We start from the raw sequence: 13,569 nt of genomic DNA on the forward strand, positions 1-13,569 counted from the left end.
GTGCGCATCTTCGACCCCCACATCCACATGACCTCCCGCACGACCGACGACTACGAGGCGATGTACGCGGCCGGGGTCCGCGCGGTCGTCGAACCGGCCTTCTGGCTCGGCCAGCCCCGTACCTCGCCCGAGAGCTTCTACGACTACTTCGACGCGCTGCTGGGCTGGGAGCCGTACCGGGCCGCCCAGTTCGGCATCCAGCACTTCTGCACCATCGCGCTCAACCCGAAGGAGGCCAACGACCCGCGCTGCCGTCCCGTCCTGGACGAACTGCCCCGTTTCCTCGCCAAGGACAGGGTGGTCGCGGTCGGCGAGATCGGCTACGACTCCATGACACCGGAGGAGGACGAGGCACTCGCCTTCCAGTTGCAGCTCGCCGTGGAGCATGGGCTGCCCGCGCTCGTGCACACCCCGCACCGCGACAAGGCCACCGGCACCCGCCGCACCCTGGACGTCGTACGGGAGTCCGGCATCGCCCCCGAACTCGTCCTCCTCGACCACCTCAACGAGCTGACCGTCGCCATGGTCCTCGACAGCGGCTGCTGGGCCGGGTTCTCGATCTACCCGAGGACCAAGATGAGCGAGGACCGCATGGTCGCCGTCCTCCGGGAGCACGGCACCGACCGCGTGCTCGTGAACTCCGCGGCCGACTGGGGGCGTTCGGACCCGCTCAAGACACGGAAGACGGCCGACGCCATGCTCGCGGCCGGCTTCGGCGACGACACCGTGGACAAGGTGCTCTGGCGCAACCCCGTCGACTTCTACGGCAGGAGCGGCCGACTGGACCTCGACGAGCCCGAGCCGGACGAGGAGTCCAGCTTCCAGGGCAACTCCGTCCGCCGCGGCGGAGAGTGAGGGGCCGGCCATGCGACTCCGGCACCCGGACGGCACCACCGTCCACCTCGGCTACTGCAGCAACGTCCACCAGGCGGAGGACCTCGAAGGCGTCATCGGCCAACTCGCCGCGTACGCCGGGCCCGTACGCGAGCGCCTCGGCGCGGACCGGCTGGGCATCGGACTCTGGCTCGCCCGTGACGTGGTGACCCGGCTCGTCGACGACGAGGACGACCTGCACCATCTCAGGGCCGAACTCGCCGCGCGCGGCCTGGAGACCGTCACCCTCAACGCCTTCCCCTACGCCGGATTCCACCGCGACGTGGTCAAGAAGGACGTCTACCAGCCCGACTGGGCCGACGAGGCCCGGCTGCGCCACACCCTCGACTGCGCCCGTGCGCTCGCCGCGCTCCTCCCCGACGACGTCGAACGGGGGAGTGTCTCCACCCTGCCGCTGGCCTGGCGCACGCCCTGGCCCCCGGACCGCGCCGAGACCGCCCGCCGGGCCCTGGACCGGCTCGCCGACGGGCTCGCCGCGATCGAGTCGGACACCGGCCGCCGCGTTCGCGTCGGATTCGAACCGGAGCCCGGCTGTGTCGTGGAGACCACCGTCCAGGCCGTACGGGAACTGCGCGGCCTCGACCCCGACCGGCTCGGCGTCTGCCTCGACGCCTGCCATCTCGCCGTGCAGTTCGAGGAGCCCGGGGCAGCCCTCGCCCGCCTCGCGGACGCCGGGCTTCCGGTGGTCAAGCTCCAGGCGTCCTGCGCCGTCGAGGCCGCCGACCCCGGCGATCCCGCCGCCCGCGCCGCCCTGCGGCGCCTCGCGGAGCCACGGTTCCTGCACCAGACCCGTACGGCCGCCGCGCCCGAGGCACCGGTCCAGGCCGTCGACGATCTGCCGGACGCCCTCGACGGCGGCCTGCCCACCGGCACCGGGCCCTGGCGCGTCCACTTCCACGCCCCCCTGCACGCCGACCCCGAGCCGCCGCTGCGCACCACCGCGGACCAGCTGGCAGCCGTCCTCGCGGGGCTGCTCGGCGGGCCCTCGGTCCACTGCGACCACATCGAGGTCGAGACCTACACCTGGTCCGTCCTCCCCGAGCCGCCCGCCGATCTGGCCGGGGGCATCGCCGCCGAACTCGCATGGGCCCGCGACCGGATGACCGGACTCGGCCTCAAGGAGGATCACCAGTGAGCAGCACCCGGCCCCCGAGCGTCCCACCGGGGAGCACCCCGCCCGTGAGCACCCCGGCCCCGCCCGTCAACCGGCTCGTCGTCCTCGACATCGTCGGCCTCACCCCCAAGCTGCTGCGGCACATGCCCGCCGTCGCGGCCCTCGGCGCGCGCGGCTTCCAGGCCCGCCTCGACCCCGTACTGCCCGCCGTGACCTGCACGGTCCAGTCCACCTTCCTCACCGGCGAACCCCCCTCCACGCACGGGGTGGTGGGCAACGGCTGGTACTTCCGCGACCTCGGCGAGGTACTGCTGTGGCGGCAGCACAACGCGCTGGTCGGCGGCGAGAAGATCTGGGACACGGCCCGCAGGACCGCCCCCGGCTACAAGGTCGCCAACATCTGCTGGTGGTACGCGATGGGCGCGGACGTCGACCTCACCGTCACCCCGCGCCCCGTCTACTACTCCGACGGCCGCAAGGAACCCGACTGCTACACCTGGCCGCCGTCCCTGCACGACGAACTCACCGACCGCCTCGGCCCGTTCCCGCTGTTCACCTACTGGGGCCCCAACGCCGGGATGCCCTCCACCCGGTGGATCCTCGGCGCAGCCCGCCAGGTCTTCGACGAGCACCAACCCGACCTCACCCTCGTCTACATCCCCCAACTCGACTACGAGCCCCAGCGGTCCGGTCCCGACTCGCCGGAGACCGCCGAGAGCGCCCGCCGGCTCGACGAGGCGCTGCGCCCGCTGATCGACCACTTCCTGCGCGAGGGCGCCACGGTCGTCGCGCTCAGCGAGTACGGCATCACCCCCGCCTCCCGCCCCGTCGACATCAACCGCGCCCTGCGCCGCGCCGGGCTGCTCGACGTGTACACCCAGGACGGCATGGAGTACCTCGACCCGTGGACCTCACGGGCATTCGCCGTCGCCGACCACCAGATCGCCCACGTCCACGTCCGCGACCCGGCCGACACCGCCGACGTCGCGGCGCTCCTCGCCGGACTCGACGGCGTGGACCAGGTGCTGGACGCCGACGGTAAGAAGGCCCACGGCCTGGACCACGAGCGCTCCGGCGAACTGGTCGCGGTCGCCGACCCCGACGCCTGGTTCACGTACTACTACTGGCTCGACGACGCGCGCGCCCCCGACTTCGCCCGCCAGGTCGAGATCCACCGCAAGCCCGGCTACGACCCCGCCGAACTGCTGTACGACGAGACCGTGCCGGCGGTGAAGCTGCGCGCGATCGGCCAGGTGGCCCGCAAGAAGCTGGGGTTCCGCTACCGCGTCAGCACCGTCCCGCTGGACCCCTCCGGCGTCAGCGGCAGCCACGGCCGGCTCCCCGCCCACCCCGACGACGGCCCCGTACTGCTGTGCTCCGCACCGGACGAGGCACGCGCGACGTACGCCGCGACCGAGGTCAAACGGCTGCTGCTGACGCTCGCGGGAATCCCCGCCACCGACGAGACCCCCCGGTTCGACCCGCACCCCGCCGACGCCCCGCACCCCGCCGACGCCCCCCACCCCACCGATGCCCGGCACCCGGGCAACGACGCGAAATAGGAACGGCACCGCGATGACCACGCACCCCCCACTGCCCACCGCCCGCCCCCTGCTCGACCCCGCCCCCGAATACGCCAAGTGGCAGGCGGAGGAGCCGATCCGCCGTGTGGCGCTCTGGGGCGACGGCAGCCCCTGGGTGATCACCCGGCACGAGCACGCCCGCACGGTGCTCTCCGACGCCCGCTTCAGCTCCGACGGCACCCGTGACGGCTACCCGACCATGCGTCCCCAGCCCACCCCGCGCACCCCCGGCCAGATCTTCATGATGGACGGCCACGACCACAACCGGCTGCGGCGCATGCTCATCAGCGACTTCACCCACCGCCGGGTCGAGTCGCTGCACCCCTCCGTCACCCGGCACGTCGGGAACCTGATCGACACCATGACGGCCGACGGGGCCACCGAGGCGGACCTCGTCGAGGCGTACGCCCTGCCGCTGCCGTCCCTGGTGATCTGCGAACTGCTCGGCGTGCCCTACGAGGACCACGCGTTCTTCCAGCACCAGGCCCGAACCTTCCTCACCATCGCCACCAGCCCCCAGGAGGCGATGGCCGCCCGCGCCCACCTGTACGACTACCTCGGCGAACTGCTCGCCCGACGGACCGAGGAACCCGCTGACGACCTGCTCTCCCGGCTCGCGACGGAGCGGGTGGCCACCGGCCAGGCCACGGTCGAGGAGGCCGTCGGCGTCTCGTTCGTGCTGCTCCTCGGCGGTCACGAGACCACCGCGAACATGATCGCCCTGTCGACCGTGGCCCTGCTGCGCGACCCGGCGCAGCTCGCCGCGCTGCGCGCCGACCCCGCGCTGTGGCCGGGCGCGGTGGACGAACTCCTGCGGTACCTCACGGTGGTGCACTCGGGCATGCGCAGGGTCGCCACCGAGGACGTGGAGGTGGGCGGTGTGCTCATCCGCGCCGGCGAGGGCGTCATCGTGCCCCTCCAGGCGGCCAACCGCGACCCGGACGTCTACCCCGACCCGGACCGGCTGGACGTCACCCGGGACGCGTCCCGGCACCTCGCGTTCGGGCACGGGGCCCACCACTGCGTCGGCGAGTCCCTCGCCCGCGCCGAACTGGGCATCGCCCTGCCCGCCCTCTTCGACCGGCTGCCGGGCCTGCGCCTGACCGCCGACCCCGAGGACTTCGCGCAGCCGCTGAGCCCGGTGCACGGAGTGCGGTCCCTGCCGGTCGCCTGGTGACCGACGGTGCGCCCGACGTCCACGTGAACGGCGTACGACTGCTGCTATAGAGGAGGTCATGACCACCATCACCCTCGTCCAGGGGGACATCACCGAGCAGTCCGTCGACGCCATCGTGAACGCCGCGAACTCCTCCCTCCTCGGCGGGGGAGGAGTGGACGGCGCGATCCACCGGCGCGGCGGCCCCGCCATCCTGGAGGACTGCCGCAGGCTCCGGGCCTCGCACTACGGCAAGGGTCTGCCGACGGGGCAGGCGGTGGCCACCACGGCCGGTGAACTGGACGCCCGGTGGGTCATCCACACGGTGGGCCCGGTCCACAGCCAGAGCCTGGACCGGTCCGCCCTGCTCGCCTCCTGCTACCGCGAATCCCTCCGGGTCGCCGACGAGCTGGGCGCCCGCACGGTCGCCTTCCCCGCCGTCTCCGCCGGCGTCTACGGCTGGCCCATGGACGACGCCGCCCGCATCGCCGTGGGGACCGTCCGCTCCACGGAGACCTCGGTCGAGGAGGTCAGGTTCGTCCTGTTCGACGAGCGGGCGTACCAGGCGTTCGCGGCGCAGCTGCCCTGAGCGTGGTCAGGGACCCGGCCCTCCGCGGGCTCAGTCACCCTCCGGCGCGTCGCTGATCCCCAGTCGCAGATGCTCCACGTGGTACACGGCCTGGTCCAGCAGCTCGGCGACATGGTGGTCGTGCAGTGCGTACACCACCGAGCGGCCCCGGCGCTCACCCACCACGAGCCCCAGATTCCGCAGCAGACGGAGCTGGTGGGAGCACGCGGACTGTTCCATCCCCACCTCGGCGGCCAGCTCGGTCGCCGGGAGCGGGCCTTCCCGCAGCCGGGCCAGGATCAGCAGCCGCGACGGTGTGGACAGGGCCTGGAGGGTGGTGGCCACCTTCGCGACGTTGCCCGCGTCCAGACGCACACGAGGGGTGGCGTCCTGCGCGGTGGCGGTTACGGCTCCATGACCCATGGCGAGTATCTTACCCATCGCACATGAAGGCATGAATGAGTCTTCATGTGTTCCTGTATGGTGTGCCGGGTGTCTGCCACTCTCGTCCCCTCACCGGTCCGCCGTACGCCCGAGTCGACGGCCCCGCGCCGCCGTACCCGCGTCCTCGCCCTGCCCGAGGCGCGCTGGGCCCTGGCGTCGACCGTCGCCTTCCTGGTCGCCTTCCCGCTGGACCTCGCCGGCACCTCCGCCTGGCTCTACGGCCCGCTGTACGCCGTCGCGTACGCGGCCGGCGGCTGGGAGCCCGCCCTCGAAGGGCTGCGGGCGCTGCGAGAGAAGAGCCTCGACGTCGATCTGCTGATGATCGTCGCGGCGCTCGGCGCCGCCGCGATCGGCCAGGTCCTCGACGGCGCCCTGCTCATCGTCATCTTCGCCACCTCCGGCGCCCTGGAGGCCCTCGCCACCGCCCGTACCGCCGACTCCGTACGCGGCCTGCTCGACCTCGCCCCCACCACGGCGACCCGGCTGTCGCCGGACGGCACCGAGGAGACCGTGCCGACCGACCGGCTCGCCGTCGGCGACGTGGTGCTGGTCCGCCCCGGCGAACGCATCGGCGCCGACGGTCAGGTCCTGGAGGGGGAGAGCGAGGCCGACCAGGCGACCATCACCGGTGAACCCCTGCCGGTGCCCAAGGCGCCGGGCGACGAGGTCTTCGCCGGCACCCTCAACGGCAACGGCGCGCTGCGCGTCCGCGTCGAACGCGACCCCGCCGACTCGGTCATCGCCCGGATCGTCGGCCTCGTGGAGGAGGCGTCCCGGACCAAGGCGCCCACTCAGCTGTTCATCGAGAAGGTCGAACAGCGGTACGCCGTCGGGGTGGTCGTCGCCACCCTCGCCGTCTTCGGCATCCCGCTGGCCTTCGGCGAGGACCTCACCGAGGCGCTGCTGCGGGCCATGACCTTCATGATCGTCGCCTCGCCCTGCGCGGTCGTGCTGGCCACCATGCCGCCGCTGCTCTCCGCCATCGCCAACGCCGGCCGGCACGGCGTCCTGGTCAAGTCGGCCGTCGCGATGGAGCGGTTGGGCGAGATCGACGCCGCCGCGCTCGACAAGACCGGCACGCTCACCGAGGGCGCGCCCGAGGTCACCTCCGTACGGCCGCTGCCGGGTTCCGGGCTCGACGACGACGGACTGCTGGCACTCGCCGCGGCCGCCGAGCACCCGAGCGAGCATCCGCTGGCCCGCGCGGTGGTGGCAGCGGCCGGTGCGCGAGGGCTGCGGGTGGCACCCGCCGAGGAGTTCACCGCCACGCCGGGGCGTGGAGTACGGGCCACGGTCGAGGGGCGGGTGGTGACCGTGGGGCGGCCGGCGGAGTACGGCGAGGCCCAGGGCGGCGAGGGAGACGGCCCCGACCGCGGCGGGACGACCGTGCTCGTCGAGCGGGACGGGGCCGCCGTCGGCGTGCTCACCCTCACGGACCGCGTGCGCCATGACGCGTCCGCCGCCGTCGCGGGGCTCGCCGCGGTGACCGGCACGCCTCCCGTGCTGCTGACCGGGGACAACCCGCGGACCGCCGCGCAGGTGGCCGCCGCCACCGGGATCACCGACGTGCGGGCCGGGCTGCTGCCGGAGGGCAAGGTGACGGCCGTACGGGAGCTTCAGGGCGGCGAGGGCCGCAAGGTGCTGTTCGTCGGGGACGGGGTCAACGACGCGCCGGCACTGGCCGCCGCGCACTCCGGGGTGGCGATGGGGCGGGCCGGGTCCGACCTGGCGCTGGAGACGGCGGACGCGGTGGTCGTGCGGGACGAACTGGTCGCGATTCCGGCGGTGGTGCGGTTGTCGCGGGCGGCTCGGCGGCTGGTGGTGCAGAACCTGGTGATCGCCGGGGTGTGCATCGCCGTGCTGGTGGTGTGGGACCTGGCGGGGCATCTGCCGCTGCCGCTGGGGGTCGCCGGGCACGAGGGGTCCACCGTGCTCGTCGGGCTCAACGGGCTGCGGCTGCTGCGGGAAGGCGCCTGGCGGCGAGCAGTGGGGCAGGGTGCCTGAAGGGCACCCGCGGTGACGAGGTGGCCCCACCTCGATGTCGGATTCTCGCCAGCCCCCGCCTCCTTCCGTGCTCGATGCTTGAGCCATGCGGAACGGGATGTACAGGGACGTGGAGCGGTGTGTGCGGGCCGTGCAGTCGAAGGACGCGCGGTTCGACGGGTGGGTGTTCACCGCGGTGCTGACCACACGGATCTACTGCCGGCCGAGCTGTCCGGTGGTGCCGCCGAAGCCGGAGAACATGACGTTCCACCCGAGCGCGGCGGCCTGCCAGCAGGCCGGGTTCCGGGCGTGCAAGCGGTGCCGGCCCGACACGAGTCCCGGGTCACCGGAATGGGACCAGCGGGCCGACCTGGTGGCCCGGGCGATGCGGCTCGTGGCGGACGGGGTGGTCGACCGGGAGGGCGTGCCGGGGCTGGCCCGCCGGCTCGGGTACAGCACCCGGCAGATCGAGCGGCAGCTGCTGGCGGAGCTGGGAGCCGGGCCGCTCGCCCTCGCCCGCGCCCAGCGGGCGCAGACCGCGAGGCTGCTGATCGAGACCACCGCGCTGCCGATGGCGGAGATCGCGTTCGCCGCCGGGTTCGCCTCGATCCGGACGTTCAACGACACCGTGCGGGAGGTCTTCGCGCTCTCACCCAGCGAGCTGCGGGAACGCGCCGCCAAGCGGGCCGGGCTGCCGGCCGCGGCACCCGGCGACTCCGCCGGGACACCGGGTGTGCTGGCGCTGCGGCTTCCCTTCCGGGCCCCGCTCAACCCCGACAACCTCTTCGGACACCTCGCCGCGACCGCCGTCCCGGGGGTGGAGGAGTGGCGCGACGGCGCGTACCGGCGCACGCTCCGGCTGCCGTACGGGCACGGCATCGTGGGCCTCACCCCGCGACCCGACCACATCGCCTGCCGGCTCACCCTCGGCGATCTGCGTGACCTGCCGGTCGCCATCAGCCGCTGCCGCCGGATGCTGGACCTGGACGCCGACCCGGTGGCGGTGGACGAGCAGCTGCGCGAGGACCCGGTGCTGGCCCCGCTGGTCGACAAGGCCCCCGGCCGTCGGGTGCCGCGCACCGTCGACGAGGCGGAGTTCGCCGTACGGGCGGTGCTCGGGCAGCAGGTCTCCACGGCCGCGGCCCGGACCCACGCGGGCCGCCTCGTCCTCGCGCACGGCGATCCGGTCGACGACCCCGAGGGCGGCCTCACCCATCTCTTCCCCTCGCCCGAGGCGCTCGCGGCCGTCGACCCCGAGACCCTCGCGATGCCCCGCACCCGGCGGACGACCTTCACCACCCTGGTCCGCCGGCTCGCGGAGGGCGAGCTTCACCTGGGGGTGGACAGCGACTGGGCGGAGACCCGCGCCCGCCTCCTCGACCTGCCCGGTTTCGGGCCGTGGACCGCCGACGTCATCGCCATGCGCGCACTGGGCGACCCCGACGCCTTCCTCCCCACCGACCTCGGTATCCGGCGCGCGGCCGCGGAGCTGGGCCTGCCGTCCACCCCGGCCGCGCTCACGGCCCGCGCGGCGGCCTGGCGGCCCTGGCGGGCGTACGCGGTCCAGTATCTGTGGGCGACGGACGGTCACCCCATCAACTTCCTTCCCGCATAGCCCCGTTCGAGGACCTGCCATGAAGCAGCACACAGTGATCGACAGCCCTTACGGCCCCCTCACCCTCGTCGCCGACGACGGGGTGCTGTGCGGCCTCTACATGACCGGTCAGCGCCACCGACCACCGCAGGAGGACTTCGGCCCGCGCGACGACACCCTCTTCGCCGAGGCCGAGGAGCAGCTGAAGGCCTACTTCGCGGGCGAGTTGCGGCAGTTCACCCTCGCACTGCGCCTGCACGGCACCCCGTTCCAGCGCAGTGTGTGGGAGCAGCTCGTGCGCATCCCCTACGGCGAGACCCGTTCGTACGGCGAACTCGCCGGTGCCCTGGGCAGCCCCAGGGCGTCCCGCGCGGTCGGCCTCGCCAACGGCAGGAACCCGGTCGGCATCATCGTGCCCTGCCACCGCGTGGTCGGCTCCGACGGCAGCCTCACCGGCTACGGCGGCGGCCTGGAGCGCAAGCGGAGCCTGCTGGACTTCGAACGGGGCACGGCGCTGTTCTGAACCGCCGGGTCTGCCACGGCCGTCGGCGGAACCGGGGATCGGCCATGACCCACGGGTGGTCCCCGCCCGTGGGTCACGGCGTCGTGGGTCTGGGAGCCCCGGCCCCGCCGGGCTTCAGGCGCCTACGGCCCCGACCCTGCGCAGCAGCTTCGGCAGCGCGGTGCCGATCGGTTCCCGTACGACCTCGTCGGCCAGTTCGTCGTACGGCGTGGGCTCGGCGTTGACGATGATCAGCCGGGCCCCGTGGTCGACGGCGACACCGGCGAGCCCGGCGGCGGGGTGGACCTGGAGGCTGGTGCCGACGGCGATGAACACCTCGCACGCCTTGGTGATGGAGACGGCCTCGCCGAGCACCATCGGGTCGAGGCCCTCGCCGAACATCACCGTCGCCGGCTTCAGTACGCCCCCGCACGTCAGGCACGGCGGGTCGTCCTCACCGGCGTCGACACGGGCGAGCGCGTCCTCCATCGGCGAACGGGCATGACACTTGGTGCACACCACGGACCGGGCCGTGCCGTGCAGTTCGAGGACCTTCCGGGCCGGCATCCCCGCCAGCTGGTGCAGCCCGTCCACGTTCTGGGTGATCACCCGCACCGGCACCCCGGACCGCTCCAGCTCGGCCACCGCCAGGTGTGCCGCGTTCGGCTCGGCCTGCAGCGTCCGGTTCTGCCGCCGCATCCGCCACGAGCGCCGGCGGATGTCCGGGTCACCCATGTAGTACTGGTACGTCACGAGCTTCTCGGCCTCCGGGTCCTTCCGCCACAGCCCTTGGGGGCCGCGGTAGTCCGGGATACCGGAGTCGGTGGAGACACCGGCGCCGCTGAGGATGGCGACGAGGGGCTTCTTCATGGGGCCGAGGGTAGGTCGCCCGCCCGGCCGGGACCAGCGGATATCGGGGGCGCGGGGGCCGCGGGGGACTCGCGGGCGGGTCAGACGGCGGGGATGCCGTAGGCGCGGTCGTAGTGCTGGGCGACGAGGAGGCCGGAGTGGTCGCAGGCGAGCTGCCAGTCGTTGACGCCGGTCTCCACACCGTCGGTGAAGTGCCACAGGAGCCTGCCGCGGGCGGCGTCGATGGCGTAGAAACCGTTTCTGTTCTTGTAGGCGGGGACGTAGACCGCGGTGGGTCCGGCGGTCACGGGGTGGTCGGCGTCGAGGCGCGGGGTGGGGCAGAACCAGCGCCGGGCGCCGGTGGCGGCGTTGAACGCGTACACGCCGGAGGGGTCGGTGCCGGTGACGTACACCGTGTTGCCGTGGACGCCCAGGGAGGCGAACTGGCCGTCATCGGGGCTCACCCGCCAGCGCACCTTGCCGGTGCCGAGGTTGAGGGCCTTGAGTTCCCGGCCGATGGCGAAGACGGTCCGGCCGAGGACGGCGAGGCCCGGCCGGAGGTCGTAGCCGACGGGGTGCCGCCACAGGACGCCGGAGCTGTTCGTGTCCCTGACCGTCACATTGCGCAGACCGTCGGCGTAGACGAAGTAGCCCGGGATGATCACCGGTGCCAGCCGGATACCGACGTCCTCCGGGCTGATGGGGATGATCTCGGCCCGGCGGTTGGCGAGATCGACGCCGAAGACCGTGTCCGTGGACGTCGCGACCCCCTGCTCGTCGGACTCCCGCTGGAGCCGGACACCGATCACGGATATGTCGCGGTCGCTGACGACGCCGAGCAGGGTGGTGAACCGGAAGTCCGGCCCGAAGTCGATAGTGAACCGCTCCGAGCCGTCGGCGGGATCCACCCCGATCACCGTCGAGCCCTCACCGAGCGCGACGGCCGCGTCGAAGGCCAGCACCGCGGGGGTGGGTGACTGGCTGATGCCCTGGTAGACCCACAGGGGCCGGGCACCGTCCCTGAGGCCGAGACAGACCAGGTCACCCGGCCGGGTCTTCACCAGGGCCGTCCCCTCGTGGAACACGGCCGGCGCCTGGAGCAGCGGGTCGCTCCGGTACACCCAGGCCGGCTCGGGGGCCGGGCCGAGCGGCGTCACCGTACGCCCTGCCGGTGTCTTCCGCCGGGAGAGGAACACCGCACCCCCGATGGCCGCCGCGGTGGTGGAGGCCGCCGACGCGGCGAGCACCGTACGCCTGGACGGACCCGACCGGGCGTGCGGCCGGCGGTGCCCGGGCGAGGCGGGGCGGTACGGCTCCGGCTGCCCGGGGGAGCCGCCGGCGTAGGTTCCCGGAGCCTCGGCGCCCGGCGGATCGGCGGTGGCCACCGCCTCGGCCGGGTGGCCGGAGTGGTCACACCCCTCCGACGCGCACGGCGTCGGGCTCGCGGCGGCACACGGTGCGCGGTCGGGGGCGTAGGGCGCCGGGTCCGCGGCGTACGGTGCTCGCTCGCGCGCGTACGGAGCCCCGTCCCGGCCGTCGGAACCGGGCGCCCGGTCCTGCTCCCGGGCGCCGCCCGTCCCGTCGCGGCCGTACGCACAAGGCTCGGGGCCGTCCCCGGCCGGGGGGCCGGTGGGCACGTCGTCCGGTGCGGTGGCGAACGTCGCGACCGCCGCCGCGCGGAGGGCTATCGACGCGGTCACCGACGGCGGCAGCCAGCCGTCGCCGGTCACCTGCTCCACCCCGCCGGGCGCGCAGGCCGCGGCCAGCTTGTCCGGGGTGATCCGCAGCCGCGGGTCCTTGGTGAGGCAGAGACTGATGATCTTGTCGAGCGGATCGGGTACCCCGGTCAGGTCGGGCGGGCTGTGCACGACCTGGTAGAGGAGCGTGGCCGCCGCCGTCCCGCTGAACGGGGCGTGCCCGGACGCGGCGTACGTGAGCACGGACCCGAGGGAGAAGACGTCGCCCTCCGGGCCCAGCGGCTCACCCGTCGCCTGCTCGGGACACATGTACTCGAAGGACCCGAACAGCGCCCCGGAGCGGGTGAGGTCGTACCCGTCGGCGGCGCGGACGATACCGAAGTCGATGACCCGCGGACCGTCGGCGGCGAGCAGTACGTTGGACGGCTTCAGATCGCGGTGCACCAGGCCGGCGGCCTGCACCGAGATCAGCGCCTCGGCGATCCCGGCGCCCAGCGCCAGCACCGACTCCACCGGCAGCGGCCCGTGCTCGGAGACCGCCTCGGCCAGGGTGGGGCCCGCGATGTACTCGGTGGCCAGCCAGGGGATCGGACCGTCCGGGTCGGCGTCCACCACGGGCGTCGTGTACCGGCCGCCGACCGCCCCCGCCGCCTCCACCTCGCGACGGAAACGGATGCGGAAGCTCCGGTCGCTCACCAGCTCCGGGCGGACGGCCTTGACCGCGACGAACCGCCCCTCCGGGGAGCGTGCCAGGTAGACCCGCCCCATCCCGCCCGCGCCGAGCCTGGCCGCGAGCCGGTGGGGACCCAGTACCTCGGGATCGTCAGGGCCAAGTGGTTCCATGACCTCAGCTGCCTGTTCTCGGTGAAGACGGGCGAGAAGCGGCCCGCGCTGGGTGGGGGAGACCGGCTGCCCGGGCGGACCCCGTAGGACCGCTCCCCGGAGCCCCGGATCCTGCCGAAGCCGCGGCCCGCGCCCGGTACGCCGGTCCGGGAATCCCGGGTTCCGGCCCGGTTCCGGAGTGAGCGAGCACGGGGCGGCCACTCGGACGGGGTCTGAAGTCACCCTAGAGGCTGGAGTGGCCGACAGGCAGCGTTTTCAGCCAACGCTTTAATTTTCCATCAAGTGTGGCACTTGCTCTTCTCACCGTCCGTACAAGGCGAATTGACAATAGGTCAGCTGACT

Annotated in this window: 11 protein-coding genes; 8 read left to right on the top strand and 3 right to left on the bottom strand. The window is 73.4% G+C overall.

Translation table 11 applies throughout. From position 1 onward, the window contains the following. From AC067N_RS04485 to AC067N_RS04505, 5 genes are all read left to right on the top strand, one after another. Complete coding sequence (locus tag AC067N_RS04485) at positions 1–855, top strand: TatD family hydrolase (RefSeq protein ID WP_478677402.1); 855 nt, start codon at positions 1–3, stop codon at positions 853–855. Between the two features lie 10 nt (positions 856–865). Further along, positions 866–2,029: a metabolite traffic protein EboE gene (eboE, locus tag AC067N_RS04490; protein ID WP_478677403.1), complete on the top strand. Its 1,164-nt coding sequence runs from the start codon at positions 866–868 to the stop codon at positions 2,027–2,029. 122 nt (positions 2,030–2,151) lie between these two features. Continuing rightward, the gene (locus AC067N_RS04495) at positions 2,152–3,570 is read left to right on the top strand and encodes an alkaline phosphatase family protein (RefSeq protein ID WP_478677749.1); all 1,419 of its coding nucleotides are present in this window, start codon (positions 2,152–2,154) and stop codon (positions 3,568–3,570) included. A 13-nt stretch (positions 3,571–3,583) separates the two neighbouring features. After that, positions 3,584–4,768 (top strand): cytochrome P450, encoded by a 1,185-nt coding sequence (locus AC067N_RS04500; RefSeq protein ID WP_478677404.1) that lies wholly within the window; start codon positions 3,584–3,586, stop codon positions 4,766–4,768. Positions 4,769–4,826: 58 nt separating this feature from the next. Continuing rightward, positions 4,827–5,336 (top strand): O-acetyl-ADP-ribose deacetylase, encoded by a 510-nt coding sequence (locus tag AC067N_RS04505; protein WP_478677405.1) that lies wholly within the window; start codon positions 4,827–4,829, stop codon positions 5,334–5,336. Positions 5,337–5,366: 30 nt separating this feature from the next. Here the strand turns inward: AC067N_RS04505 and AC067N_RS04510 are convergent, their stop codons facing one another. Beyond that, on the bottom strand, positions 5,367–5,738 hold the full coding sequence (locus AC067N_RS04510; RefSeq protein WP_055523282.1) for an ArsR/SmtB family transcription factor: 372 nt from the start codon (positions 5,736–5,738) through the stop codon (positions 5,367–5,369). Between the two features lie 57 nt (positions 5,739–5,795). Here AC067N_RS04510 and AC067N_RS04515 point away from each other — a divergent pair, with 57 nt between their 5' ends. From AC067N_RS04515 to AC067N_RS04525, 3 genes are all read left to right on the top strand, one after another. After that, positions 5,796–7,763, top strand: a complete 1,968-nt coding sequence (locus AC067N_RS04515; protein ID WP_478677750.1) for a heavy metal translocating P-type ATPase — start codon at positions 5,796–5,798, stop codon at positions 7,761–7,763. An 85-nt stretch (positions 7,764–7,848) separates the two neighbouring features. Further along, on the top strand, positions 7,849–9,357 hold the full coding sequence (locus tag AC067N_RS04520; protein ID WP_478677406.1) for an AlkA N-terminal domain-containing protein: 1,509 nt from the start codon (positions 7,849–7,851) through the stop codon (positions 9,355–9,357). Between the two features lie 19 nt (positions 9,358–9,376). Then, the gene (locus AC067N_RS04525; protein ID WP_478677407.1) at positions 9,377–9,859 is read left to right on the top strand and encodes a methylated-DNA--[protein]-cysteine S-methyltransferase; all 483 of its coding nucleotides are present in this window, start codon (positions 9,377–9,379) and stop codon (positions 9,857–9,859) included. Positions 9,860–9,973: 114 nt separating this feature from the next. On the opposite strand, the gene AC067N_RS04530 is transcribed toward AC067N_RS04525, so the two are convergent. Together AC067N_RS04530 and AC067N_RS04535 are read right to left on the bottom strand one after the other, a co-directional pair. Further along, entirely contained in the window at positions 9,974–10,708 is a 735-nt protein-coding gene (locus tag AC067N_RS04530; RefSeq protein ID WP_478677408.1) for an SIR2 family NAD-dependent protein deacylase, read from the bottom strand. A gap of 80 nt (positions 10,709–10,788) precedes the next feature. Continuing rightward, complete coding sequence (locus AC067N_RS04535; RefSeq protein ID WP_478677409.1) at positions 10,789–13,227, bottom strand: protein kinase domain-containing protein; 2,439 nt, start codon at positions 13,225–13,227, stop codon at positions 10,789–10,791. Positions 13,228–13,569 lie beyond the last annotated feature (342 nt).

Source organism: Streptomyces sp. NPDC042364, from assembly GCF_056437585.1.

Excerpts from the sequence above, each read along its gene's own strand:
- eboE (WP_478677403.1), top strand. The coding sequence starts at position 866 with ATGCGACTCCGGCACCCGGACGGCACCACCGTCCACCTCGGCTACTGC.
- AC067N_RS04495 (WP_478677749.1), top strand. The coding sequence starts at position 2,152 with ATGCCCGCCGTCGCGGCCCTCGGCGCGCGCGGCTTCCAGGCCCGCCTC.
- AC067N_RS04500 (WP_478677404.1), top strand. The coding sequence starts at position 3,584 with ATGACCACGCACCCCCCACTGCCCACCGCCCGCCCCCTGCTCGACCCC.
- AC067N_RS04505 (WP_478677405.1), top strand. The coding sequence starts at position 4,827 with ATGACCACCATCACCCTCGTCCAGGGGGACATCACCGAGCAGTCCGTC.
- AC067N_RS04510 (WP_055523282.1), bottom strand. The coding sequence starts at position 5,738 with ATGGGTCATGGAGCCGTAACCGCCACCGCGCAGGACGCCACCCCTCGT.
- AC067N_RS04515 (WP_478677750.1), top strand. The coding sequence starts at position 5,796 with ATGGTGTGCCGGGTGTCTGCCACTCTCGTCCCCTCACCGGTCCGCCGT.
- AC067N_RS04520 (WP_478677406.1), top strand. The coding sequence starts at position 7,849 with ATGCGGAACGGGATGTACAGGGACGTGGAGCGGTGTGTGCGGGCCGTG.
- AC067N_RS04525 (WP_478677407.1), top strand. The coding sequence starts at position 9,377 with ATGAAGCAGCACACAGTGATCGACAGCCCTTACGGCCCCCTCACCCTC.
- AC067N_RS04530 (WP_478677408.1), bottom strand. The coding sequence starts at position 10,708 with ATGAAGAAGCCCCTCGTCGCCATCCTCAGCGGCGCCGGTGTCTCCACC.
- AC067N_RS04535 (WP_478677409.1), bottom strand. The coding sequence starts at position 13,227 with ATGGAACCACTTGGCCCTGACGATCCCGAGGTACTGGGTCCCCACCGG.